At 50.3% G+C, this 22465-nt stretch carries 21 protein-coding genes; 16 read left to right on the top strand and 5 right to left on the bottom strand.

Annotated elements, in window-relative coordinates; genetic code table 11:
* Positions 1-49: 49 nt before the first annotated feature.
* From MLAB_RS09595 to MLAB_RS10005, 13 genes are all read left to right on the top strand, one after another.
* Positions 50-229 carry a HepT-like ribonuclease domain-containing protein gene (locus MLAB_RS09595; RefSeq protein ID WP_143702775.1) on the top strand — a complete coding sequence of 60 codons (180 nt, stop codon included), beginning with the start codon at positions 50-52 and terminating at the stop codon, positions 227-229.
* A 376-nt stretch (positions 230-605) separates the two neighbouring features.
* A complete protein-coding gene (locus tag MLAB_RS04880) occupies positions 606-2693 on the top strand; it encodes a hypothetical protein (RefSeq protein WP_011833298.1) in 2088 nt (695 codons plus the stop codon).
* A gap of 81 nt (positions 2694-2774) precedes the next feature.
* Complete coding sequence (locus MLAB_RS04875) at positions 2775-3068, top strand: DUF424 domain-containing protein (RefSeq protein WP_011833297.1); 294 nt, start codon at positions 2775-2777, stop codon at positions 3066-3068.
* Complete coding sequence (locus MLAB_RS04870) at positions 3068-4159, top strand: 60S ribosomal export protein NMD3 (protein WP_011833296.1); 1092 nt, start codon at positions 3068-3070, stop codon at positions 4157-4159. The genes MLAB_RS04875 and MLAB_RS04870 overlap by 1 nt, the downstream gene beginning before the upstream one ends.
* Positions 4110-4979: a class I SAM-dependent methyltransferase gene (locus tag MLAB_RS04865; RefSeq protein ID WP_011833295.1), complete on the top strand. Its 870-nt coding sequence runs from the start codon at positions 4110-4112 to the stop codon at positions 4977-4979. The genes MLAB_RS04870 and MLAB_RS04865 overlap by 50 nt, the downstream gene beginning before the upstream one ends.
* Entirely contained in the window at positions 4976-6109 is a 1134-nt protein-coding gene (gene coaBC / locus MLAB_RS04860; RefSeq protein WP_011833294.1) for a bifunctional phosphopantothenoylcysteine decarboxylase/phosphopantothenate--cysteine ligase CoaBC, read from the top strand. Before MLAB_RS04865 ends, coaBC begins: the two co-directional genes overlap by 4 nt.
* Positions 6091-6927 carry a pantoate kinase gene (locus tag MLAB_RS04855; RefSeq protein ID WP_011833293.1) on the top strand — a complete coding sequence of 279 codons (837 nt, stop codon included), beginning with the start codon at positions 6091-6093 and terminating at the stop codon, positions 6925-6927. The genes coaBC and MLAB_RS04855 overlap by 19 nt, the downstream gene beginning before the upstream one ends.
* On the top strand, positions 6920-7657 hold the full coding sequence (locus tag MLAB_RS04850) for a 4-phosphopantoate--beta-alanine ligase (RefSeq protein WP_011833292.1): 738 nt from the start codon (positions 6920-6922) through the stop codon (positions 7655-7657). Before MLAB_RS04855 ends, MLAB_RS04850 begins: the two co-directional genes overlap by 8 nt.
* On the top strand, positions 7644-8642 hold the full coding sequence (locus MLAB_RS04845) for an AAA family ATPase (protein ID WP_011833291.1): 999 nt from the start codon (positions 7644-7646) through the stop codon (positions 8640-8642). The genes MLAB_RS04850 and MLAB_RS04845 overlap by 14 nt, the downstream gene beginning before the upstream one ends.
* A 50-nt stretch (positions 8643-8692) precedes the next feature.
* Entirely contained in the window at positions 8693-9205 is a 513-nt protein-coding gene (locus MLAB_RS04840; RefSeq protein ID WP_052288982.1) for a DJ-1/PfpI family protein, read from the top strand.
* A gap of 6 nt (positions 9206-9211) precedes the next feature.
* Positions 9212-11035 (top strand): tetratricopeptide repeat protein, encoded by a 1824-nt coding sequence (locus MLAB_RS04835; RefSeq protein ID WP_011833289.1) that lies wholly within the window; start codon positions 9212-9214, stop codon positions 11033-11035.
* Positions 11022-12314, top strand: coding sequence for a BREX system ATP-binding protein BrxD (brxD, locus tag MLAB_RS04830; RefSeq protein WP_011833288.1), 1293 nt, complete (start codon positions 11022-11024; stop codon positions 12312-12314). Before MLAB_RS04835 ends, brxD begins: the two co-directional genes overlap by 14 nt.
* 429 nt (positions 12315-12743) lie before the next feature.
* Positions 12744-12872 (top strand): hypothetical protein, encoded by a 129-nt coding sequence (locus tag MLAB_RS10005; RefSeq protein WP_281034006.1) that lies wholly within the window; start codon positions 12744-12746, stop codon positions 12870-12872.
* Positions 12873-13186: 314 nt separating this feature from the next.
* Here MLAB_RS10005 and MLAB_RS04820 read toward each other — a convergent pair whose 3' ends face one another.
* Complete coding sequence (locus tag MLAB_RS04820; RefSeq protein WP_011833286.1) at positions 13187-13618, bottom strand: hypothetical protein; 432 nt, start codon at positions 13616-13618, stop codon at positions 13187-13189.
* A 450-nt stretch (positions 13619-14068) separates the two neighbouring features.
* On the opposite strand from MLAB_RS04820, the gene MLAB_RS04815 reads away from it, so the two are divergent.
* The 3 genes from MLAB_RS04815 to uvrB all read left to right on the top strand — a co-directional run bounded on the left by MLAB_RS04815 (position 14069) and on the right by uvrB (position 17922).
* On the top strand, positions 14069-15010 hold the full coding sequence (locus MLAB_RS04815; RefSeq protein WP_011833285.1) for an HD domain-containing protein: 942 nt from the start codon (positions 14069-14071) through the stop codon (positions 15008-15010).
* Positions 15011-15076: 66 nt separating this feature from the next.
* Positions 15077-15985, top strand: coding sequence for a DUF4013 domain-containing protein (locus MLAB_RS04810; RefSeq protein WP_011833284.1), 909 nt, complete (start codon positions 15077-15079; stop codon positions 15983-15985).
* Between the two features lie 2 nt (positions 15986-15987).
* Positions 15988-17922, top strand: coding sequence for an excinuclease ABC subunit UvrB (uvrB, locus tag MLAB_RS04805; RefSeq protein ID WP_011833283.1), 1935 nt, complete (start codon positions 15988-15990; stop codon positions 17920-17922).
* A 421-nt stretch (positions 17923-18343) separates the two neighbouring features.
* On the opposite strand, the gene MLAB_RS04800 is transcribed toward uvrB, so the two are convergent.
* From MLAB_RS04800 to MLAB_RS09700, 4 genes are all read right to left on the bottom strand, one after another.
* Complete coding sequence (locus MLAB_RS04800) at positions 18344-19267, bottom strand: SDR family oxidoreductase (RefSeq protein ID WP_011833282.1); 924 nt, start codon at positions 19265-19267, stop codon at positions 18344-18346.
* A gap of 347 nt (positions 19268-19614) precedes the next feature.
* Positions 19615-20601, bottom strand: coding sequence for a Fic family protein (locus MLAB_RS04795; protein ID WP_011833281.1), 987 nt, complete (start codon positions 20599-20601; stop codon positions 19615-19617).
* 299 nt (positions 20602-20900) lie between these two features.
* On the bottom strand, positions 20901-21392 hold the full coding sequence (locus tag MLAB_RS04790) for a hypothetical protein (protein WP_011833280.1): 492 nt from the start codon (positions 21390-21392) through the stop codon (positions 20901-20903).
* An 850-nt stretch (positions 21393-22242) separates the two neighbouring features.
* A complete protein-coding gene (locus tag MLAB_RS09700) occupies positions 22243-22443 on the bottom strand; it encodes a hypothetical protein (RefSeq protein WP_143702773.1) in 201 nt (66 codons plus the stop codon).
* Positions 22444-22465: the final 22 nt, after the last annotated feature.

Genomic DNA, 22465 nt, shown 5'->3' with positions numbered 1-22465 from the left:
TGAAAACATCATGGCTGCTGTCAATCGCATGAGTTAAGCGGCAAAACACATCCCTGAAGAGATCCGCACACAATATCCCGATATCCCCTGGAGAAAAATGGCAGGTATGAGAGACCGTCTGATCCATGCCTATGCAAATGTCAATCTCAAATACGTCTGGGACCTCGCAGTACATGATAGCCCTCCTCTTTACACACAAAGATGTGCCCTTCGTACGGCACTTGACTAACAGTAATGTTCCATTTTTTGATGTTGATCTTTTTGCGTATTTTGGTGTTTGGTCGGCCCGCCACTCGCAAATCATAGATTTGCTCGCCGACTCGTTTCACTCGCTTAATCGCAAGTCTCTCGACTTGGTCGCAAATCAAAGATTTGCTCAGCTAAGGATGAGCCTATTGGCTCCTCCCGCCCCAGCTAAGGTCGCCGGCAATGCCGTCGACCTGCCACCTCCAACCGCTTATTTATTCATCAGCACAACTATCTAACTATAATGAGGATTCGTGTGGATAATGCATGTATTAATTCGATATTAATGCTGTTGCTTCATGTCTAAGCTAAGAAACTGTGAGATGTGATTAATGAAAAATCTGGTAAATTTGTATTAAATGACCGAATATCAATATACAATTCACTTAAGTTATGTAAATAATGAATATTGGGAGGCCTACAGTCCTCAATTTCCAGTATATGTTGTAGGTGATATTGATAAAAAGATGGCCTGTAGTATATTGATAGAAGTTCTGATTTCCGTTGTAACTCAGTATCTATGGAATGATCAAGAATTACCATTGGGATATAATCATAATATTCCCTATCTCAAATCTTTAAAAGGTAAAAGGGGCATTAACATACTGCCTATTCTTGTTGATGAAGAGAAAGAGTTAGGTCACGCAGGACTGTTACCATCTCAATATGGTTTTCTAGGATATTATCTCCCCAAAGAGTATTTATTTAGTAAAAAGGGATGGAATAATAGAGTAATACAAAACGCCACTTTAAATGATCATTCACCACCAATTATATCCGAGAGAGATGTTTTTTTCCCAAAACCATCCCTAAATATATCGTCTCTCCCCAACTTGCTACCAATTCATATTGGAATAATGAAGGAAGAAATGCTCTCTTTAATTCAGGAATATAATCCAGAACTAAAGATAGGGGCTTCTCTTAATGGTTTAGAAAATGTGAATAAATTCGTTAAATGGGCTACTGATGCAACATATCAGCGACTACACAATCTCATAGCACAATATCCTATACGAGATATATTGGCATGGACTGTATCTCAACATGAACTCATTGCTTATCTTTTCACTCGGGAATACTATGAGATGGAGGATTTTGATTATACCAAATCCTCAATATTATCAATATTTACTGAACACTACACTCAAAGAGATCAATTGAAAACAGAATTGGAACATTCCATTCAGCATCTAATTGAGATATCTATCGCTGAAAATCCAACAGGTAATCACCCAATATCCTCTGATGATTATTGTAGATTATTGGCAAATGCAGTGTTATTCACCTCAATTCGAAATATTATGTCTCAAATAAATTTTCTATCTCATAATGATTTATCAAAAAATATTGGGATAAAATTTACCATACGTGGAATTGTTGCATCATCTTATCCTCTTTCAACAGAATGGACGGATTTTCGTATGGGACATACAAAAGATGTTTTAACAATGCGAAATAGAAAATATAAAGCTTATTCTCCAAAGTTATCAATTTCTGAAAAAGAAAAAAATGAGTTTGAAACTGCTTTTTATGATGAATTTGGACTCACATTTAATGAATTTAATCAGTTCAATTCCTGTCTTTTATCGTTACCTATTAGGCCACCATTTTGTTTTTGCATTTGCTTTGAATCTCAATTGTGCCAGAAACTGATTGCTGATTATGGATGGACAAAAGAAAAAGGGCTTGATGCATTGAATCTCTTCAGTCTGCAACCGAGAGGAGCATGGGATCAAATTGATAGTAATAAAATAGAAGATTTTATTAAAATTGAAGATCATTACCACAAATATTCTTATTACTCACATCCTATTCTAAGAATCCCAGGTGAGAATGGCGAGAACGAACTTGTCATTGGAATAAGGAGTTGGAATGTGTTTGTTACAGATTTCCTTCTTTATATTCAACATGGAGGTTATGATGCTAAGTCTGATAGAATGAATAAATGGATATCAAGATTTAGAAATCTGGAAGGTAAAGCTTTTGAGATGGCTGTAGAAAACTGGTTTAAGAAGAACACAACATTTGTGGTTCGAAGGGCACTTAAGCCAAAGGAGATAATAAAAGGTCGGGCAGATATTGGGGATATTGATATAGGGTTAGCTGATTTAAATAATTCCATTTTCTATTCAATAGAATGTAAAAATTATTTATCTCCTCATGAAATGAAAAAAATTGAAGATTTGAATTATAAATTTTCACGAAAAGAGATCAATAAGACACCCGCATATAAACATCAAAGACGTCATAAATGGCTTTGTTCACATCAAAAAGAAGTAAAGGAATACTTTGGATACACTTCCCCTCCTCAAATCATATCTCTGTTCATCGTATCTCACGATGGCTCCCCGTCTCACTTTGATGGCATGATATTCCCAGTAATACCTTTTTCTGATTTAATGAATACTGGTCAAAAATGTTTGGAACACATTGCTATGAAAAAGTAAACCTGGAGTAATTTTTGGCTATGGGGTGGGGGGTATATTGTTTAAGTATCTGTGAGATTAATATGTACACCAGGTTCGAACATGTACCTCAAGATACACAATATCCCTGGTCAGGGAAGCATCCTCGCCGCATGCGATGCTGAACTCATGGGAAAAACATTGACCAGTCCTTTATGCGACGTTGAAATAGACCCCTCCTTCTACGGCGATACGAGAGCGACCGAAGAGGAACTTCTGGCAGCTCTCGCCGACGTATGCAGCGCAAATCTGATGGGCAAACGCGTCTGCGATATAGCGATCAAAGCAGGCCTTCTCGAAATAGAATCCTGTCTGCTGATCGAAGGCGTACCCCACGCCCAGATCTACGGAGTATAATGAGCCTCACACAAGGATTCTGTCCCAAATGCGGTGCTCCGTCGGAAAACGGCGAACTCTGCGGCAAATGCCGGGTCAAAGACACCGTCTGGGTAACCATCGCTCCCCGTGCAGAATGCATCATCTGCCCTACCTGCGAGTCCATAAAAACCGCTGGAATGTGGTCCGACAGTGCGGTCGACAAAGAGGAACTTGGTCAAAATCTCGTCAACAGCGTCATCGTGTTCCACAAAGACGTCGAAGACATCCAAAAAGAGATCAGCATCATCGACACGAGCAGCAACCGGTCCCTTGCAACCGTCCATGTTTCAGGAAACCTCTACGGCATCCCTCTCGAAGAGACCACAAAAGTCAAGATCGTCTGGGCCCGCGAACAGTGCGACCGGTGTTGCAGGATCGCCGGAAGCTACTACGAAGGCGTCATCCAGGTCAGAGCCTCGGGAAGAAAACCGACCCAGTTCGAACTGCGCCGTGCAGCCGAGATCGCCTATCAGGTCGAAGACCAGCTCCAGACTGCCGGCGACCGGCTCTCCTTCGTCTCGGATATCGACGAGACCAAAGACGGGATCGACATCGTCTTCAGCTCGCAGACGATCGGAGCGGCCATCTCCCACGACATCTGCGGAGCGCTCGGCGGTTCCTTTACCACCCACCCGAAACTCGTCGGCCAAAAAGCCGGCATCAACATCTACCGGGTGACCTACTCGCTTCGTCTGCCGAGATTCTCCCGCGGGGACATCATCAAACACGGCAGAGAATACTTCCAGATCCTTCGCCAGGCAAAAGACACCCTCTTCGTCCGTGATCTCGCGACCGGTCAGTCCCGTGCCTTCAGAGAGGATGAAAACGATCCGCTTCTTGGAAACATCCACGAACCCGAGACGGGCGTCGTCATCTACAAGGACGCAGGGCTTTTAGGTTTTCTCAACCTCAAAACCGAAACGACCGAAGAGATCGCCGAACGTTCCTGGCTCGATACAAGGGAAGGCGACACGATCCTGTTTGTCCGTGACGGAGAAACGCTTGTGTTAGTTGGAAGAGATGAAGATCAGGAAGATTTCGAAGCGATCGCTCCCGAATGCAGCGAGTGAACCCTGGGTTGATGCGACCCGCCGCGTCTACTGCGAAGGTGAGTATGCCTTCGTTCCGGTGAAGGAAGGCTATCCCTTCGACGGCGAGATCCCCGACCGACGTCCATACTCAGGTCCCGGATATCAGCGGATGGGAGACACCCTTCTTCTGCACGGCGATGCTCCGACAGCCGACGAGCTCGCCGCTCTCATCGCATGGGAAAAACCCTCCTGCGTGATTCACGCCGCGACCCACGAAGGGGTCATGCGTACGCCGAAGGCTTCCGTTCTCTTTGGTCAGCCCCACGACGTGACGTTTCGGGAAGCGGGCATCACCTACACGCTCGACCCTTCAAAGGTCATGTTTTCGCAAGGAAACCGGGGCGAAAAACTCCGGCTCCGTTCTCTCGTAAAGCCCGGCGAGCGGATCGCCGACATGTTTGCCGGCATCGGCTATTTTACCCTCTCGGCGGCGCTTGCCGGCGGCAATGTACATGCGGTTGAAATCAATCCGGTCTCTTTTGCCTATCTCGAGAAAAATATCGAAGCGAACGACCTCGCGGGCAGGGTCACCCCAGAGCTCGGTGACTGCCGTGAGAGACTTTTCGGGATCTACGACCGGATCCTCATGGGACATTTCGAAGCTCCCGACTTTTTAAAAACCGCTTTGGATCACGCGGAGCCGGGCACCGTTCTGCATGTTCACGGGGTCGGGGACCGGAAAAACGACATAACCGAGACTCTCGAAGGGGCAGGTTTTACGTATATTATCAGCGAACATAAAGTAAAGAAGTATGCGGGGCGCCTCTGGCACTCGGTTTGGGATGTGAACCTCATATGAAAAGACTCAACAATATCCGCATCGTTCTCGGCGTATGCGGCAGTATCGCCGCTGTCGAGACGATCAAACTCGCCCACGAGCTCAGACGCCGGGGAGCGAGAGTGACCGGCATCATCAGCCCCGCGGGGTGCGGGATCATCCATCCCGATGCGCTGACCTATGCGTGCCAGAATCCGGCGCTGACAGAGATCACCGGCATGGTCGAGCATGTCAAATACTGCGGCGAAGGAGGCGAGGCGGATCTTCTTTTGATAGCTCCCGCCACCGCGAACACCGTTGGAAAGATCGCCTGCGGGATCGACGACACCATCATCACGACCTTTGCGACCACCGCGATCGGCCGCGGTCTACCGGTCGTCGTCGTTCCGGCGATGCATGAATCGATGTACCGCCACCCGGCAGTCAGGAAAAATCTGGAGACCCTCAAAGAGTTCGGGATCGATGTTGTTCCCCCGCGAATGGAAGAGGAGAAGGCGAAGATCGCGGGAATCGACGAGATTTGTCTGTATGCCGAGCGGGCAGTCTCGTCAAAGAAGCTCGCAGGCAAACGCGTCCTGATCTCCGGCGGGTCCTGCCGCGAAGAACTGGACGATGTCAGGATCCTGACGACGCGATCCAGCGGGACGATGGCAAAGGAGCTCGCGCTTGAAGCCTTCCGGCTCGGCGCCGAGGTGACCCTCGTGATGAATCCGATGCACGGCATCGTTCCCTGTGTGAAGAATGTCCCGGTGATCACCGCGGCCGATATGCACGAAGCGGTCCTTCGCGAGGCAGATGGAGCCGATTATTATCTCTCGGCCGCCGCGATCTCCGACTTTGCCCCGAAAAGGGTGGACGGCAAGATCAAAAGCGGCTCGGCTGTATCCGTGACGCTTGAACCGCTTGAAAAACTGATAACTAGGATCGCCGCAAAAGGCGTGAAAACCGTCGGCTTCAAGCTCGGCAGGGACGCAGAAGAAGAGGGGCTCCATCTTCTCGAATACGATAATATCGTCCTTGTTCTTGCAAACAAACCCGAGACTATGGGCTCTCCCTTCGGCGAGTATGTCTTTTTACGAAAAGACGGGAAAGAAACGGTGTGTGGAACAAAAGACGAGATCGCGGGGAAAGTATGGGACGTTCTTGCATAACTTTTGCTCCGGGTCATATCTCAGGCTACTTTAAGCGGATCGACGGTATCTCTGCCCAGACGACCGGGAGTCTCGGCGCCGGGATCGTGATCGACAAAGGCGTCACCGTCGAGATGCGTGAAGCATCTGAGATCCGAATCGAGATCAGCGACGGCAGTATGGATGACTGGCTGATCAGGGAGGTGCTGTCATCTCTCGATGTGACTGCCGAGGTGCGGGTCATGGTTGACCTCCCGATAGGGGCTGGATTCGGGATGAGTGCTGCGGGGCTTCTTGCGGCATATTCTGCTGCAAACTGCGTATTTCAGCTTGGGATGACGCCGGCAGATATCGCCGCCGCGGCCCACGAGGTCGAGGTATCTCACGGAACTGGCCTCGGCGATGTGGCCGCGGCGACCGGCGGGGGTCTCGTCGTCAGAACGCATCCGGGCATTTCGGGCGTGACGAGCCGTTTCTATCCTGATGAAGTGTTCTGGACGATCTCGTTTGGCGGCATCTCCACGCACGACGTCATCACCTCGCATGAAAAAATGCAGCAGGTCACCGCCGCATTTCCGGAACGCGAGCCAGCGTCCCTTGCAGAATTTATGGAAAATTCACTCTCCTTCACGGAAAAAAGCGGGCTTCTGCCGCCCGACCTCCTGCCCGTCCTTGCCGCCTGCAAAGCGGCAGGCGTTCCCGCATCCATGACGATGCTTGGAAACGGCGTCTTTGCCGTCGGTCCCGCGGCTGAAAATGTTTTGAAACAGTTCGGCGAACCGATTCTACTGCATGTCAGCAGATCAGGTCCTGTCATTCTCGAGGAAAATTATGTCTGATATTCCAGCATCCCATCCAAGATACAAATCGCTTATCACGAGAGAACAGCTTGCCGGTTACGCAAAAAGCGGCGTCGTTTCCATGGAAGGTCTGACCTCCCACGGACGCGGTGAAGCCTTCGATTATCTGTTCGGCGAAAAAACATCCGCCTCGGCCCTTGAAGCCGAAAAACTTGGCGCACGCGTTCTGCTTGCCGCAAAACACCCGGTCCTTTCCATCAACGGAAACACGGCCGCCCTCGCAGCAAAAGAGATTGCCCAGCTGCAGAAGGCAAGCGGCGCCGAGGTCGAGGTGAACCTCTTCCACCGGACCGATGAGAGGATGACGCTTGTCACAAACCTTCTCGAAGAGGCTGGATGCATCGTCTCCAAAGGCCCTGTCGAGCGGTGCGTCCCTCTACCCCATGCCCGCGGTCTCTGCCGTCCCGACGGGATCGGTTCGGCCGACGTCGTTTTAGTCCCTCTTGAAGACGGCGACCGGTGCGAAGCCCTCGTTTCGATGGGCAAACTGGTTATCACCGTCGATCTGAACCCGATCGACCGCACCTCCAAAACAGCCACCCTGCCGATCATCGACGAGGTCACCCGTGCCCTGCCCAACATCGCTCTGGAATGCGACCGGCTCAAGGCATCGGGCGAGACCGTTACGATGCCCGAAATCGACGCAAGATATTTCCTCAGCCAGGCTGTAAAGGATATTCAGGAATTCCTTTCCCATGCTCTGGATTGAAAAATACCGCCCGACCTCGTTTGAAGAGGTGATCGGACAAAACAGTCCGGTAAAGCAGCTCTCTGCCTACGCAGCTCTCGGCAACCTCCCGCACCTGCTGGTGATCGGGCGAAGCGGCTGCGGGAAGTCCTCCGCTCTTGAGGTCTTCTCCCGCAGGTTCTACACGGAATCTGCCGCAGAAAACACGACCGTTCTGCCCGTGAGCGTGATGTTCTCGCAAGGGCACACCTATTTTGCCGAGAACGACCGGTTCGCCCATCTGTATCAGAAGAACAAATCCGTTCTCGCCAACTTCAAGTATATCGTCAGATGGCACGCCTCCTTGAAACCGCTCTCGGCTCCGTTTCGTCTGATCATCTTTGATGGAGCCGGCGATCTGACTAAAGATGCCCAGGCTGCCCTTCGCCGGATCATGGAGCAGTACAGTCAGACCTGCCGGTTTATCTTTGTCACCAGCTCTCTTGCCTCGATCATCGATCCGATCCGATCAAGGTGCGTGCCGCTCTACTTTTTGCCGATCGATGAAGCAACGATGCGGGACTATCTGAAGCATGTCCTCGAGCAGGAAGGATGCGTTGGTTCGATCTCCGAAGAGAATCTGGATATGCTGATCCTCGGGTCTGCAGGCGATCTCAGAAAAGCTCTCGTCTGGCTGGAACTCATGGCTCTCCATGATGTCAGTGACCTTTCAGAGCTCATGACGACCGAGACCGGAGAGCTGTCGGCCGCAGCGGTCCTTGCGGCCGGAAGAGGCGATTCTGCAGCTGCACAGCAGATCGTTGAAAATCTCCAGATCGAGTACGGCATGAATGCCGGCGATGTTCTTCGTTCGCTTCGCAGATGCCTTATTGGAAATATTACGCCGGACCTTGCTTTGCTCTTTTCCAAAGCAGAGATCACGCTTGTCGAAGGACAGAACGAATATCTCCAGATGAACGCGTTCACTGCCGAGCTGACCGAGCTCCTTAGCGGTTCTTCCGTCTAAGGAAGGGCAGGATGAACAACTTAAATCCTCTCGAAGCACAACCATATAGTATGAAGATTCTCTTCGTCATTGCATCAGACCGTTTCATAGATATGGGATATACCGTTCCCAAAAGAATACTCGAAGAACAGGGTGTTGAATGTTTGACCGCATCGACCATCCACGGGACCTGTTACGGCATGCACGGAGAGATCGTTGAGTCGGACTTCTCTTTCAGCGAAGTAAACCCCGCGGACTTTGACGGAATCGTCATCGACGGCGGGATCGGCTGTCAGGACGAGCTCTGGAGAAATGAAAAACTCATCGATATAACCAATAAAATCGGCGTCTCCGGCAAACTCGCCGCCGCTATCTGTCTTGCTCCCGTGATCCTGGCCGAAGCCGGCCTCCTTGCCGGGAAAAAAGCGACCTGCCTTCAGACGCCGGCAACACTTCGTGTCCTCACGCTTGACAAAGCAGAGATCGTGCAGGATAAAGTCGTCGCTGACGGCAGCATTGTCACTGCCCAAACCCCCTTCGATGCCGAGGAGTTCGGACGCGCCATCCTCTCGGTAATACGCTGAAAAAACATGACCGACGATCCTGTTGCAACCGCGAAAAACCTCTCAGTCGGCATGGAACTTTTCAATGCCGGAAAATATTCGGAGGTCATCTCCTTTTCATCCGGCACGAGCGACCCCGCTCTCCTTCTTTTAGCTGCCAGAAGCTACATGGAAACAGGTCTCTACGACACCGCCGGATCCCTTTTGAAAGATCTCATCCGGCTCATGCCGGCTTCTTCGTATCTGCACAGTTATCTCGGTCTCGTTCTTGAACATTCGGATACGATCAAAGCCGCCGAAGAGTATGCGACCGCCCTGATCCTCGACCCGGAGAACAAAACCGCTCTTCGAAGATATTCGTCTCTTCTTCTCGCAAACGAGGATCTGCGTGGCGCCATTCCCTCGCTTCGTGCTCTGGTCAGGCTGGAAAACCGCCCCGAAGACATCAGAACACTTATGCAGACGCTTACCCGCGTCGGCGAGCCGAGCGAAGCGATTGCTCTCCATATCCAGAACTTCGGCGGCGAGACATTCAGTCACGAGTACATCGATGCACTGTATACGGAAAAGGAGTATCAGAAGGCGATGCAGCTTTCCCTTCGGGCATGGAACGCCGTCAAAGACACGGTCTATCTCAGGCAGAGTCTCGAGGCGCTTGCCGCACTCGATCCGGCCGGGGCCGAGCGGGCATACCGCTCGGCGCTCGACAGTCTCGAAGAGGCAGGCGTCGAAGACGAAACCGTTTCGCAGATCCGGTTCTCCTACATCCTTCTCGAAAAACTTCTCGGGAACTATACCTCTGCGAGGTATGAGCTGGGTGAACTTCTCAAAACCGCAAACGATCCGGTATACCGCCTGCTTTTCGCCGAACTCGAGTCACGTCTTGAAAACGACGATGCGGCGAACAGCGTGTACCGGGGTTTGATCACCCAGCTCTGCAGTGCCGACGACGCCGATCCACTTCTTCAGGAACTGGTCATCTCCAAATTCACCGCATTTCTCTCGACCGTACGCACGAAAGAAGAGGTGGCTGGAATCATCAGCGTCATCCTCTCGCCGTATCCGACCCCGGTATGTCTTGCCTGGATCGGCAAAGCATACGAAGACGCCGGCTCCCTTTCGCAGGCACGCGACTGGTACTACCGTGCCTACCGTGCGGACTTCATCAAAGGCGGCATCTCCTATGCCGGTTTTCTCAAACGGAGCGGGGACGAACGTGAGTGCGAGACGACGATCCGGTATATGGTCGCGAATACCGTTAAAGTCCGCGACATCGAGACGATCGCCGATGCCGTCTTCAACGGCGGGGAAGAGATCTATAAAATTGCCAAAGCCAAGGATATGATCATCAAAAAGCTCGGCAGCGTCACGGATCGGCTCTCTTCGAACGGCCGCGAGATGCTTTCGGCAGGATATCTGTATTCTGCAGTCGATTCTTTGGAGCGGCAGGATTACGAGACCTGCAAATGGTGCTGTCTTGCAGGAATCGACGTCCTTCCCTGCTATCCTGAAAAGATCCGCGTCGAGGATTTCATGGATGTCCTTTCGCGTCTGAAAGGCCGGGTGCTCGCCGAGCGTCCGGTCATCGTTGAAACACAGGAAGAAGAGGAGGAGCCGGATGTCCAAAACAGCGATCTTTCGTTTCTCGATGAACGCGAGTCGACTGTCTTCATTTTCTTAAAAGAGCACCGCGAAGCAACGGAAATGGATCTTCGCGCCGTTCTCGAGACCCGGCGGGTCACCGGGATCGTAAACTCGATGCTGGCGAAACTTGCCGAACACGGGATCTCTTTAATAGAGAAACGCGGTGTGGGCGAACGCGGCGAGGTATACGGCTATGTCGGAACATAACGGACACATTGACCGAAAACTGGAAAGTATCGGGATAATCAATGCTCTTCGCCGGGGAACGGTGCCTCAGGCGGGACTTGCCCGTCTCGCGGTCGGTCTTTCGACCGAAGAGAAGGTAATTAGATCTCAGCTTGAATACGTGGCATCCGGGCATGCGGACTGTAAATTCGTTCGCGGCGAGTATGGTTCGGGAAAAACGTTTCTGATCTCCCGTGCGGTCGAGATTGGACAGAAGCAGCGTTTCGTCACCTCGCATGTCGTTATCTCGCCGGACACGCCGCTGCATAAACTGCAGGCGATCTATGCAAGGATCTGTTCGGGGCTGACCACGGGGACTGAGGATCATGCCCTCAAAAGCATCATCGACACCTGGATCTACGGGATCGAGGACCGTCTGATCAGCACGGGGATCGGCGAGGACGATCCGCGTCTCGTCGAGCTGACGGAAAAGGAGATCGAGTCGGTCCTCGAACGGGTGAGCGGGATGAACTCCGGTCTCGCCTCGGCCCTTCGGACTTATTATCAGGCAAACAACAAAGGGGATTTTGCAACCGCCCAGGCGGCGATCGGCTGGGTGTCGGGCGAACCGACGGTCGGGAGAAGTTTCAAAGCTCAGGCGGGTCTGAAAGGCGGGGTCACCGAAGGCGACGCCCTTCAGTTCCTGAAAGGTCTCGTATATGTGATGACCCAGGCGGGGTATGCCGGTCTTTTGGTCAGCTTCGACGAAGCAGAAACGGCTCAGGCGTTTGCCCGTCCCCAGCGCGAAAAAGGCTACATCAATCTCCGGCAGATCGTCGATATGATCGATAAAAACGACCTGCCGAACTGTTTCTTCCTGTTTGCCGGGACGCCGGCATTCTTCGACAGCTCAAAGGGCATCCGTTCTCTCCCGCCGCTCTTTGATCGGATCGGGATCATCGCCGACGACGGGTTTTCAAATCCGATGCAGACCCAGATCGTTTTGTCCAAGTTCGATGCGGCAAAACTCGGCGAGGCAGCCGGCAAGGTCATGGATATCTATGCCGAGGCATATCAGGAAGTGGATAAATCAAGGGTCTCGCCGAAGTTCATAAAAACGATGATCGACAAGGTGACCAGCCGGTTCGGCGGCCGGGTCGATGTGGTGCCGAGGCTTTACCTGCGCGAGTTCGTGGATGTGCTGGATAAATGCGCCCTGTATCCAAATTATCAGCCGATGGAAAAGTATGTGTTCGAGCCGGTGAAGGATGCGGCAGGGCTGAAAGAAGAAGAAAAGGCCGTAATGGAAGTGTCATGGTGATGCGAAGCAGCGCCAGGTCCGAGCAAATCTTTGATTTGTGATTTCTGGTGACATGCAATGTCACCAAGGCTGAGCAAGAAGTCAATGTAAGGATTGCATGCCCCTCGTCTGCTCTTATCATAAAAAGTGTGATGTGTTCCAGATGAGATAGAGCGGGATTTCCAGAAGGGTTCCCATATCATCGGTTTGCTTGGAGATATTTTTTAGACTTGTTTTGATTGCGAGCCGCGGGTGATGAGTCTGTACCTGAGGAATACACCTTTTATGTCAGTATAATGTGTTATGTGTACACCTTTTTCCCACTTAACTATATATGGGAGTCGCTCATCTGATGGTTACTGGGAGGCGTATGTCAAATCAGTATCTCCATTTCAGGTAGGAGTTACGCGGTGTTATTCTCAACTCAATTCGGGAAGGGTATTACTGGGTGTGGATAAAAGTGATTATTTAACCGCGAATCTCCGCGAATTAACGCGAATCGCATTTTTCTTGCGCCGGCGTGCTCTGCTCCGGCTTATCGCCTACGCAGGAATCGCACGCCGTCTGGAAAAATGCTGAGGAAAAACCGGCGTGCCGGTTTTTCTCTCTGTTAACTTCTCTTTTTGTGTAATCGAAAAAATAATGAAACAACAGAAAAACCCGCATGCGGGTTTTTCCAATAGCATTTTTCAAGAGAGGGCGCGATTCCTGCGTAGGCGATAAGCCGGAGCAGAGCACCCGAACGTAAGGAAAATGCGATTCGCGTTAATTCGCGGAGATTCGCGGTTGGTTTTTCTCTTGCGTCTACACTAATGCCGTACACGAAATCGAGGTGCATCTCATAAGTACGTCAGTCTTTCTCGGTCAATATCACAACACTGCGCAAGTTCTATTCAGGTAAACTTAATCGTACTGAGTTTGAGCAGGCTTGAACTGCCGTCGGTAAAAATCCCGCGGACTCCAACTTTTCTGACACCCGTTACGCCCATGCAGGTATTAGAAAAACAGACCTCCCCCGTTCCCATCTGCGGCGCAGGCATCATCGACATCGACGTCGGGAGCGATACGCCTTCGATTTCAAGGACGAGCATGCGCAGTTCATCGACCCTCCGCCCATCGTAGACGGTCACAATCATATCCCCTCCGGAAACCGCCATATGGAGAACAACGTCAGGATCCTCGAGAGACTTCTGAACCACATAATTCGATCCGAAAAATCCAGCAACAACGGCAACAAAAAGCGCAATAAGAACAATAATAACGAAAAATGCAATCACCAGATTGCGTTTGCTCTTGGGATTGTCTCTCTTGTATCTATACGCCATGATATTTCAATCCAATTACTTTGTCAGGTCAATCCAGAGGAATCCATCTGCGGATCTGATGCAAAGGGAAATCCACCCCTGCACAAGGTCATCAAAAAGACCTTATTCAGGGTCATCATTATGTTTTGGAATTTGGAACAAACTCCAAACATTGTATTAATCTATTTTGATTGAATATTACCACTTATCTAATATAAGTCTATCACATATGTCATTTATTGTCTTTATTCCTTTTTTCACCCAGATCCATTGTAACAATAAATCAGTACAAAATCTCCATGATTGAAACTGTCTATGATATCCCTACACAATGATTCCCGTCGCCGGATACCTCGCAGTTTCGGAACATCTATCATATCTTCGACGCTGTAAAACAGAATCATGATTAGGCAAAACGACACACCCATACTATCAACTGTACTTCTAAACGGTGAAAATGCGAGGATAAACATGGAAAAAACCCAATTCGTAGAAAATATTGTTGAATCGACCCCGGTCGACTCACTCTTCCTGATCAAGCGTGCCGACCTTCGAAGCAAACGCGGCGAGCAGTTCGCCCATCTCACCCTTGCCGATAAAACCGGCCTCATCGAAGCGAAGTTTTACGGAGAAAAAGCCGTGGAAATCCCCAGGATCGTCCAGACCGGCCGCGTCTATAAAATATCCGGTAAAGGCAGAGTGAATCAGAACGGCGAAATCCATATCTTCTCCGACTCGCCCGAAACCATTAATGATATCGCTGCCGGACCGATCGACCTTCTGCCCAGTCAGGAAAGTGCGTTCGTCTACACGCCTGCCGATCTCAACGCCAATGCGCTGGAAATTCAGAAGATCGTCGGGACCATCAGAAACACGGACCTCAAACTCTTCGTTGCCTGCTGTCTCGATGCGCGGTTCTACGGATGTCCGGCCGCGATCCGCCGTCACCACGAATACACCGGAGGTCTCTGCGAACACTCTCTTGAAACCGTCAAGATCGCGCTTTCGCTTGTCGAGATCATGCCAAGGACCGATATAAACCGGGATATGGTCATTGCAGGTGCAGTTCTCCATGACATCGGAAAAATTTTCTGTTTCGACAAAGTCGGCTACGGCTATGTTCCAAACGACACCTACAACCTCATCGAACATATCACGATGGGGATCATGTACATCGACGAGTACAAAAACCTCATCACAGACGAGCAGCTTCTTCAACTTCGACACATCATCCAGTCCCACCACGGTTCCTACGGCGATGTCATCCCCCTCACTGTCGAGGCCTGGCTCGTCCACGAGGCCGATTCCGGAAGCTCGCTTCTTCGAAGCATCGTCGATGATCTTTCCGAAACACCCGCCGGGCAGAAGAAAAAAGGTCTCCGGTCCGAGAAATTCTTGTGGCATGCCGTATAATCACGGAGCCATAACCAACAATTAATACCGGAGTCCAACAATAGTAATTACGTAAGGAAGGCACCCATGGAACACGCAGACATTATATCTGGAGCTTATACCTATACCAAAGAGGCATTTTTCGCCCTGAAACAGCTTCCACGCTGGATCGTGCTTTTTCTCTATGTCGCATTACCCATCCTTGTGTGTCTTGCAATCTCCTCGCTTATCCTCCAGATGGCGGTTCTCCCGGTACTTGTGAACGTGTTTGTCAACGACAACTACGGATTCACGGCAGCGAGCCTGTCGGGACTCCTGCAGTATTTCGCCGTTATTCTGAGCCTGTGTTGCGTCTTCTTCGTGCCGCTGATCCAGGGATACTGTTATCGGATCGCAAAAAGCGATAGTTCCGAGATGCCCGACCATACGAATCTCTGGGGACTGTTTTTCAGCGGCTGGCGGATCAACTTCGTCATTCTCTATTACGCGATTCCGATCATCGTCATCTCGCTCATTTATGCGATGATCTTTTACTATCTGTTTCCCGAGGCAGGATTTTATACGACGATCGATGTTCTGGCGCTGGAAAGTCTGTTTACCGTTCTGATCACTCTCTCATATGTGGCCGTTGAGTTCATCACGATCATTCTGGTCTCGCTGTTTGCGTTTGTCGGACTCGTCCATCTGACACGCTCCGGCTCGCTTGCAGAAGCGACCCATATACGCGGGATCGCAGATATCATTAAAAAGATCGGATGGTACGACTACATTCTTTCGCTTGTGATCATGAGCATCCTCTTCCTTTTAGTCACGTTCATCCTGATCCTGCTTGCCCAGATATTTGCCTACAACGGCGTCGCGATCGTGATTCTGATCGGCGTGTATCTCTTTGTAATGATCCCGATCATGGTCTTTTTCATCAGATACCTCTCCGAGGTCTACGACACGGCATTCCGGGTCCCCGAAGAGGACGACGTAGACTTCGATGATTTCTGAAAATGCCTGATCAGTTCTCGCTTCAATCCACCTATTCGCCGAAAGGATCCCAGCCGGAAGCGATCGAAGAACTGACCGAAGGCCTTCTCGATGGTGAGCAGTTTCAGACGCTTCTCGGGGTCACCGGTTCGGGGAAGACGTTTACGATCGCAAACGTCATCCAGAACGTTCAGCGCCCGACTCTCGTTCTGGCCCATAACAAGACTCTCGCCGCCCAGCTCTACAACGAGTTCAAGGATTTTTTTCCGAACAATCACGTCGAGTACTTCATCTCCTACTATGACTACTATCAGCCGGAGAGTTACATCGCGAAAAAGGATCAGTATATAGAAAAGGACGCCTCCATCAATCCGAAAATTGAGATGATGCGTCTTGCCGCGACCGCGTCGATCCTCTCGCACCGGGATACGATCGTGGTCGCGTCGGTTTCCTGTATTTACGGTCTCGGCAACCCGGAAAACTTCCAGAATCTCGGGTTCGAGGTCCGCAGGGGACAAAAAATCACCCGCCGCGAACTTCTCGAACGGCTGCTCTCGATCCTTTTCGAGAGAAACGACATCGAGTTGATGCCCGGTCGGTTCCGGGTCAAAGGCGACACGGTGGATCTGATCCCGGGTTATTTCAATAATATCATCAGGATCGAACTGTTCGGCGACACGATCGACAGGATCAGTGAGATCGATAAAACCACGGGAAAGGAGAAGGAGCGGATGGAGTATTTCTTCATCTATCCGGCCCGCCATTTCGTCACGCCCGAGTCGGAAAAGCAGGCAGCTATTGATTCGATCCGGGGAGAGCTGGAAGAGGTGCTCGCCGAGAACCGTCTGGACGATCTTGCGGCGCACCGGCTGCGTCAGAGGACCCAGTATGATCTGGAGATGATCGAGGAGACCGGTTCCTGTAAAGGGATCGAGAATTATTCCCGGCACTTCGACCGGCGTGCCGCGGGAGAGAAGCCGTACTGTCTGCTGGATTATTTCCCGGATGATTTTCTGATGGTGATCGACGAGAGCCATCAGTCTCTCCCGCAGGTCCGGGGGATGTACAACGGCGATCATTCCCGCAAGCAGTCCCTTGTGGAATACGGGTTCCGTCTGCCGAGTGCGTTCGACAACCGGCCGCTGAAGTTCGTTGAGTTCGAGAAGTATCTCAAACAGGTGATCTTCGTTTCGGCAACGCCGGGAGATTACGAGCGGAAGTATTCGTCACAGATCATCGAGCAGATCATCCGCCCGACTGGTCTCGTTGATCCGGTGGTTGAGGTCCGGCCGATCACGGGCCAGACGGATGATCTGCTGAGAGAGATCAGCGCCGTCATCGGGCGGGGCGACCGTGCTCTTGTGACGACGCTCACAAAAAAACTCGCCGAAGAGCTGACCGAGTATCTTGCGGGGCAGGGGATCAAGACCCGGTATCTGCATTCGGAGATCCAGACACTGGAGCGGACCGAGCTTATCCGTCAGCTCAGGCTTGGGATGTTCGATGTTCTGGTCGGCATCAATCTGTTAAGGGAGGGGCTGGATATCCCGGAGATCGGGTTCATCGGTATTCTGGATGCAGATAAGGAGGGGTTCCTGCGGGATGCCAGGAGTCTTATCCAGATCATCGGCCGGGCGGCCAGGAACTCGGACTCGCATGTCGTGCTGTATGCCGATAAGATGACGGATTCGATGCGTGAGGCTCTTGCCGAGACGGCACGCCGCCGCGAGATGCAGATGGCGTTCAATACAGAGCACGGGATCACGCCGGTGACGATCAAGAAACCGGTGCGGGAGAAGGAGGTCGATATCAAGGATATCCGGCACCTGCCGAAGTCGGAGATCCCGAACCTGATCATCGAACTGGAGGCCGAGATGAATGCGGCGGCGGCGGCGCTGGATTTCGAGCGGGCGATCCAGCTGAGGGATCGGGTGAAGGAGTTGAGAGGCGGGTCATGAGGGGAGATTAGCGAAAAGTAATACCTTTCATGTATTTTGGGGTGCGGGGACGCGACTACGGGGTGGACGCTGGAAACGAACGCCCTCAGTTGAGCAAATCTTTGATTTGCGATCCGGCGCAGAGCGTCCCGCGGTGGAATATCCTAATAAAATCTCATGGGCTAAAATATGTATTATAGCGATTATAAATCGAATATCCCTTAATTCGAGTGTTCAGGAATGTTCAGCTACAAAAGAATTGAGGTGAGTGTGTGCCTCAAAAAAATAGGATACTTCACCGCGTCGGGCTCCACGCCGAAGTCGCCCTCCCGCACCCCAAGAATATATGAGAGATATACTGCTTATTTGAATCAATAGGACCCAAACACACAAAATCAGCGCATGTGGTTTGATATGTGTGTCCTGTTCTCCGGTCTATTTTTCAAAGAAGATCTCTGAAGTATTCCACCGTCTCTTTGATTCCGTCTTCGATCGAGTATTTCGGTGCGTATCCCAGTTCCGGTTTCGCTTTCGATATGTCGGCGACCGAGTATCTGATGTCGCCCGGTCTTGGCGCTTCATAGATTATATCGCAGCTGATGCCGGCTGCCCGCATGATCATTCCTGCAAGGTCGTTTAAGGAGGTTTGGATGCCGGTCCCGATGTTGAATGTCCCGCATGTATGGGAGTTCATCGCGAGCATGTTTGCGAGAACGACGTCTTTGACGAAGACGAAGTCGCGGGTCTGGTTCCCGTCACCGAAGATGACCGGCTTTTTGTCATGGACAATTCGTTCAGTGAACTTCGGGATGACTGCCGCATACTCGGCGTTTGGGTCCTGACGCGGACCGAAGACGTTGAAGTATCGAAGAGCTGTGGTCTCGACGCCGAAGAGGTCGGCAAAGTTTCTGCAGTACATCTCTGCTGTGATCTTCGAGACCGCATAAGGCGAGAGAGGCTCGGGAAGCATGTCCTCTCTTTTTGGGAACACCGGGTTGTCGCCGTATGCCGCGGCCGATGCAGAAAGGACGACCTTTCGAATGCCGTGTTCTTTTGCGGCGTTGAGGATATTGAGTGTCCCTGTCGCGTTGACCTCGTGGACGAGGAGCGGATCCTCGATCGATTTCTGCACGCTTGCTACCGCTGCAAGATGAAAGATCCCTTCGAAGCTGTGGGTTTTGCAGATTTCAGCGAGGAGGGGGCGGTCGGTGACCGATCCTTTGATGAACTCGGCGTCGGGCTGGATATTTTTCGTGCTGCCTGCAGACATGTCGTCGAGGAGTGTGACGTCATGATTTTTCCGGATGAGTTCTTCTGCGATGTGGGATGCGATGAAGCCGGCGCCGCCGGTGATGAGGTACTGCATGGGATAATGTCTCCGTATGGTGTTTTATGGCGGGAAGACGATATCAGGATTCCTATTTGGGGTGCGGGTTGGACGCTGAAAGCGGACGACCTTAGCCGAGGCGGGCTGCCCGCAGTGCGCCCCTAGCCGAGCAAGGCTTTGCCTTGCAAGCGGGCGTGTCTGTGTACTAATATCCCGATTCGTAAGAGTATATCATCCCAATTTGGGTATGTCTGTCAGATGATTTTTTCAGGTCTGGAAACATAAATTATATTTGAAGTGTGAATATTTTGCATTTGAGCAATAATCACATATGATATTTTCGCAGGAAAGGCGACTGAGTATTTCCGTTGATAACTCTCTTTCACTCATTCGTTCCGCGGGTAATACCCGCCGTTTTTTGCAGCACCCCGGAACTCGATCATGCCGTTGGTTTTGAGAACACGGATGTACCTTTCAACACTGGATCTGCTTTTACCTGTCAGTTCAGACAAATCTCTGGTATTGAGACCCGGCTGCCATGTTATGAGTTTCAATACTGCATTTACTCCTTCATTTTCCAGGCTGACCTTCGGATTTGCACCTTCATTTATCTGCTTTGCACCTTCATGCATCGATGTTGACTCTCCAAATAATCTCAGGATGTCCTTTTCCGTTTCGACGATCCGTTCTGCAATGAATTCGATGAAAGGTTTTGTATCTTTATGTGCGAGTTCGAGGGATTCGACGTATTCATGCCGGAGTATTGGCGGAATGATGCAGATCTGATATCCTGCACGTAATAATACCAGGTTCATGATGAGTCTTGCAACCCGTCCGTTGCCGTCGATGAAGGGGTGGATGAAGACGAATTTCTGGTGTGACAATGCTGCAAATTTGACCGGATCAGTAGTTTTTTCATGGGCATTGAACCAATCGATATATTTTTTCATTTTATCCGGAATCTGATCCGGTTTTGGCAAGGGGTAATGACTTCCAGTGACAACAACACGCTCTGTCCGGTAGATGCCTGCGTTGCCTTTGTCTATCTGGTCATAGAATAACCGGTGGAGTGTTTTGATATGGTCTTCGGTTATTGTTTGGGCTGAAAGGATGTCGTATATGTATCCGTATGCTTTGGCATGACCGAGTGTTTCATAGATATCACGCAGAGGCTTGCCGCTGACGGTGAGTCCGTCTTCAATGAGGACCTTTGTTTCCGATTCGGTAAGACTGTTCCCTTCTATTGCATTGCTGGTGTAGGTGAGACCTATACGGAAGTATTCCTTTAATGAAGAGAGTGTTTCCGGAGGAAATGGACGTAATGCGTCTATCCGTTTTTTATAATATCTGCATTTTTCAAAGGTATCAGTCATGATGATCACAGAAAAAGATCCGGCAGCATGCAGGTATTCAGGTGCTGCTTTCGTTCTATAATATATTGGTTTTATACCCTCAAATAGCTATTTCCAAGGTCATGGGTAGTATCCGGCGAGGGAATTTGACTCCGGATGAAAAAAAAGTGCCGGGAAAATCCCGGCGGTGTTTGGATGCTTTACTTTTGCGTCGATCCCAGTTCCCCGGTCAGTTTCCCAAAAAGCATGATGAGAAACCCAAGGAACATCAGGATGAGCCGCCGAAGGCGTCCGGAGATATGCATGCCTCGCTGCCCCCTTTAGTTGAGGGCCGGCTTGGTGTCTGCCCAAGCATCGACCGCTGCAAGGGTCGCATCATCGGCATAACCGGAGACGGTCATCGAATCCCGGTTCAGGCTGATCTGGAACGAATCCGTGCCGAGAACGCAGGAGATCCGGACGTTCCATGTCGCTTCGGTACCGATCTCCGAAGTCTCTGCCGTGCCGCCGTTCCCAAATGCCGTCTTAAGATCCGCACTGCCGGTAAGAGCGGTGATCGCGGCAGCGTATTCGGCCCGCGTGTAGGCCGTGACCTGGACCTTGCCGTTCATTTCGGAGGTGTTCGGGTCGAAGTAGCCGACATATGTCTTGTAGGTCTGCTTCCCGAGCTCGACTTTGGCAAGGCCGAGGGGGTTATCCACGCCGGTAATTTCTGCGATGATCGCATCAAACGCGGCGGCGTTCGTAAACTCTGCAGTGAAAGTCCTCTTTGCGGACTTCGAGATTGCTGTCTGCACAAAATCTGCTGTCATGTTTTTCAGTCCCGAGATCGGTTGGGGCCCCGTCCAACCTCTGATTATATTCTTGGATGAGTGTAGGGATAGCGGTAAAGTTTTTGCGAATTTTTCACAAAAAAGGTGGGTTTATATGGGGAATATTATGGATTTGACAGCCAGCAAATTTTTGAAGTGAAAAAAAAGTTGACAAGGCGTGAATAGATGAGATAAAACCAACCGCTGATCGGCGCGGTTGTTTATCTCTTGTGTTCAGAGACAACCATACATGTTCCATATCGTATCTCTAGTAAGATTACAATGACGAGATGTCCGCGGTATGGGCATAATAAAAAGGTGAAATCAACGTTATTAAATGGAGAATGATCCCCCAAATGGGAAATTGCACCTGTTTCCATGAATAAAACTCTTTTCAAGCTAAAAATTATTTAAGACAAATCTGACGACGCAAAGAAAAATGCCCCCTATAAAAACAAACCAACAGAAAATTTCAATGATACCTAAATCAATTTTGGCCAGATAAGTGAGTATAATCACAATTGTACAAAAGACCCAGATCGTTGCTTCAATTGAGATCCGGACATTCGTGTTTTGTTCGATGATTTTTTTCATATTATTCGATATAATGCAACGTAATATTAATATGCTGGTCAAATTATTGTGGGTATTTTTTGGTTATTGTACATTATATTCACTCCCAAATCTCACGCGCGCGTGATACATATTGTGATAATCGCGCATCTCTCTTTGTGAATTAAATGATACGTAAAAACCCACCTCGTATCTTCCCATTGCAGCTCATTCACAACCCTTCTGTTTGCTTGAGTGAACTTATCGACTTCTTTGATAATCCCAAAAAATAGGATAATTAGAGCTTCAGCTTTTGCCGAAGCTCCTCGGATATAATGATCACCGGCTTTTTCAGCGTATGCCGCAGTTCTGCTGTACGCACCGCCGACACGGGACACCCAACCACCTCTGCGATCTCCTGACGCGTCATTCCTTTGCGAAACATCCAAAGAAGCGTCTCCTTATCCCTTAATTCAGGAATATCATACCAGTGCTTCATCGGGGGTAAACCCCCTCTTCAT

This window comes from Methanocorpusculum labreanum Z, from assembly GCF_000015765.1.
Taxonomy (GTDB): Archaea; Halobacteriota; Methanomicrobia; order Methanomicrobiales; family Methanocorpusculaceae; genus Methanocorpusculum; species Methanocorpusculum labreanum.
Note: the sequence above shows the minus strand (reverse complement) of the source record. Positions and strands in the feature narration are given on the sequence as shown.

Bases quoted from the DNA above. Each gene is read 5' to 3' on its own strand.
- MLAB_RS04810 (WP_011833284.1), top strand. From the start codon at position 15,077: ATGGAACACGCAGACATTATATCTGGAGCTTATACCTATACCAAAGAG.
- MLAB_RS04790 (WP_011833280.1), bottom strand. From the start codon at position 21,392: ATGACAGCAGATTTTGTGCAGACAGCAATCTCGAAGTCCGCAAAGAGG.
- MLAB_RS04835 (WP_011833289.1), top strand. From the start codon at position 9,212: ATGACCGACGATCCTGTTGCAACCGCGAAAAACCTCTCAGTCGGCATG.
- MLAB_RS04820 (WP_011833286.1), bottom strand. From the start codon at position 13,618: ATGGCGTATAGATACAAGAGAGACAATCCCAAGAGCAAACGCAATCTG.
- MLAB_RS04875 (WP_011833297.1), top strand. From the start codon at position 2,775: ATGTACCTCAAGATACACAATATCCCTGGTCAGGGAAGCATCCTCGCC.
- MLAB_RS04865 (WP_011833295.1), top strand. From the start codon at position 4,110: ATGAAGATCAGGAAGATTTCGAAGCGATCGCTCCCGAATGCAGCGAGT.
- MLAB_RS04850 (WP_011833292.1), top strand. From the start codon at position 6,920: ATGTCTGATATTCCAGCATCCCATCCAAGATACAAATCGCTTATCACG.
- MLAB_RS04795 (WP_011833281.1), bottom strand. From the start codon at position 20,601: ATGACTGATACCTTTGAAAAATGCAGATATTATAAAAAACGGATAGAC.
- MLAB_RS04880 (WP_011833298.1), top strand. From the start codon at position 606: ATGACCGAATATCAATATACAATTCACTTAAGTTATGTAAATAATGAA.
- MLAB_RS04800 (WP_011833282.1), bottom strand. From the start codon at position 19,267: ATGCAGTACCTCATCACCGGCGGCGCCGGCTTCATCGCATCCCACATC.
- MLAB_RS04840 (WP_052288982.1), top strand. From the start codon at position 8,693: ATGAAGATTCTCTTCGTCATTGCATCAGACCGTTTCATAGATATGGGA.
- coaBC (WP_011833294.1), top strand. From the start codon at position 4,976: ATGAAAAGACTCAACAATATCCGCATCGTTCTCGGCGTATGCGGCAGT.
- MLAB_RS09700 (WP_143702773.1), bottom strand. From the start codon at position 22,443: ATGAAGCACTGGTATGATATTCCTGAATTAAGGGATAAGGAGACGCTT.
- MLAB_RS04845 (WP_011833291.1), top strand. From the start codon at position 7,644: ATGCTCTGGATTGAAAAATACCGCCCGACCTCGTTTGAAGAGGTGATC.
- MLAB_RS04870 (WP_011833296.1), top strand. From the start codon at position 3,068: ATGAGCCTCACACAAGGATTCTGTCCCAAATGCGGTGCTCCGTCGGAA.
- MLAB_RS04855 (WP_011833293.1), top strand. From the start codon at position 6,091: ATGGGACGTTCTTGCATAACTTTTGCTCCGGGTCATATCTCAGGCTAC.
- brxD (WP_011833288.1), top strand. From the start codon at position 11,022: ATGTCGGAACATAACGGACACATTGACCGAAAACTGGAAAGTATCGGG.
- uvrB (WP_011833283.1), top strand. From the start codon at position 15,988: ATGCCTGATCAGTTCTCGCTTCAATCCACCTATTCGCCGAAAGGATCC.
- MLAB_RS04815 (WP_011833285.1), top strand. From the start codon at position 14,069: ATGGAAAAAACCCAATTCGTAGAAAATATTGTTGAATCGACCCCGGTC.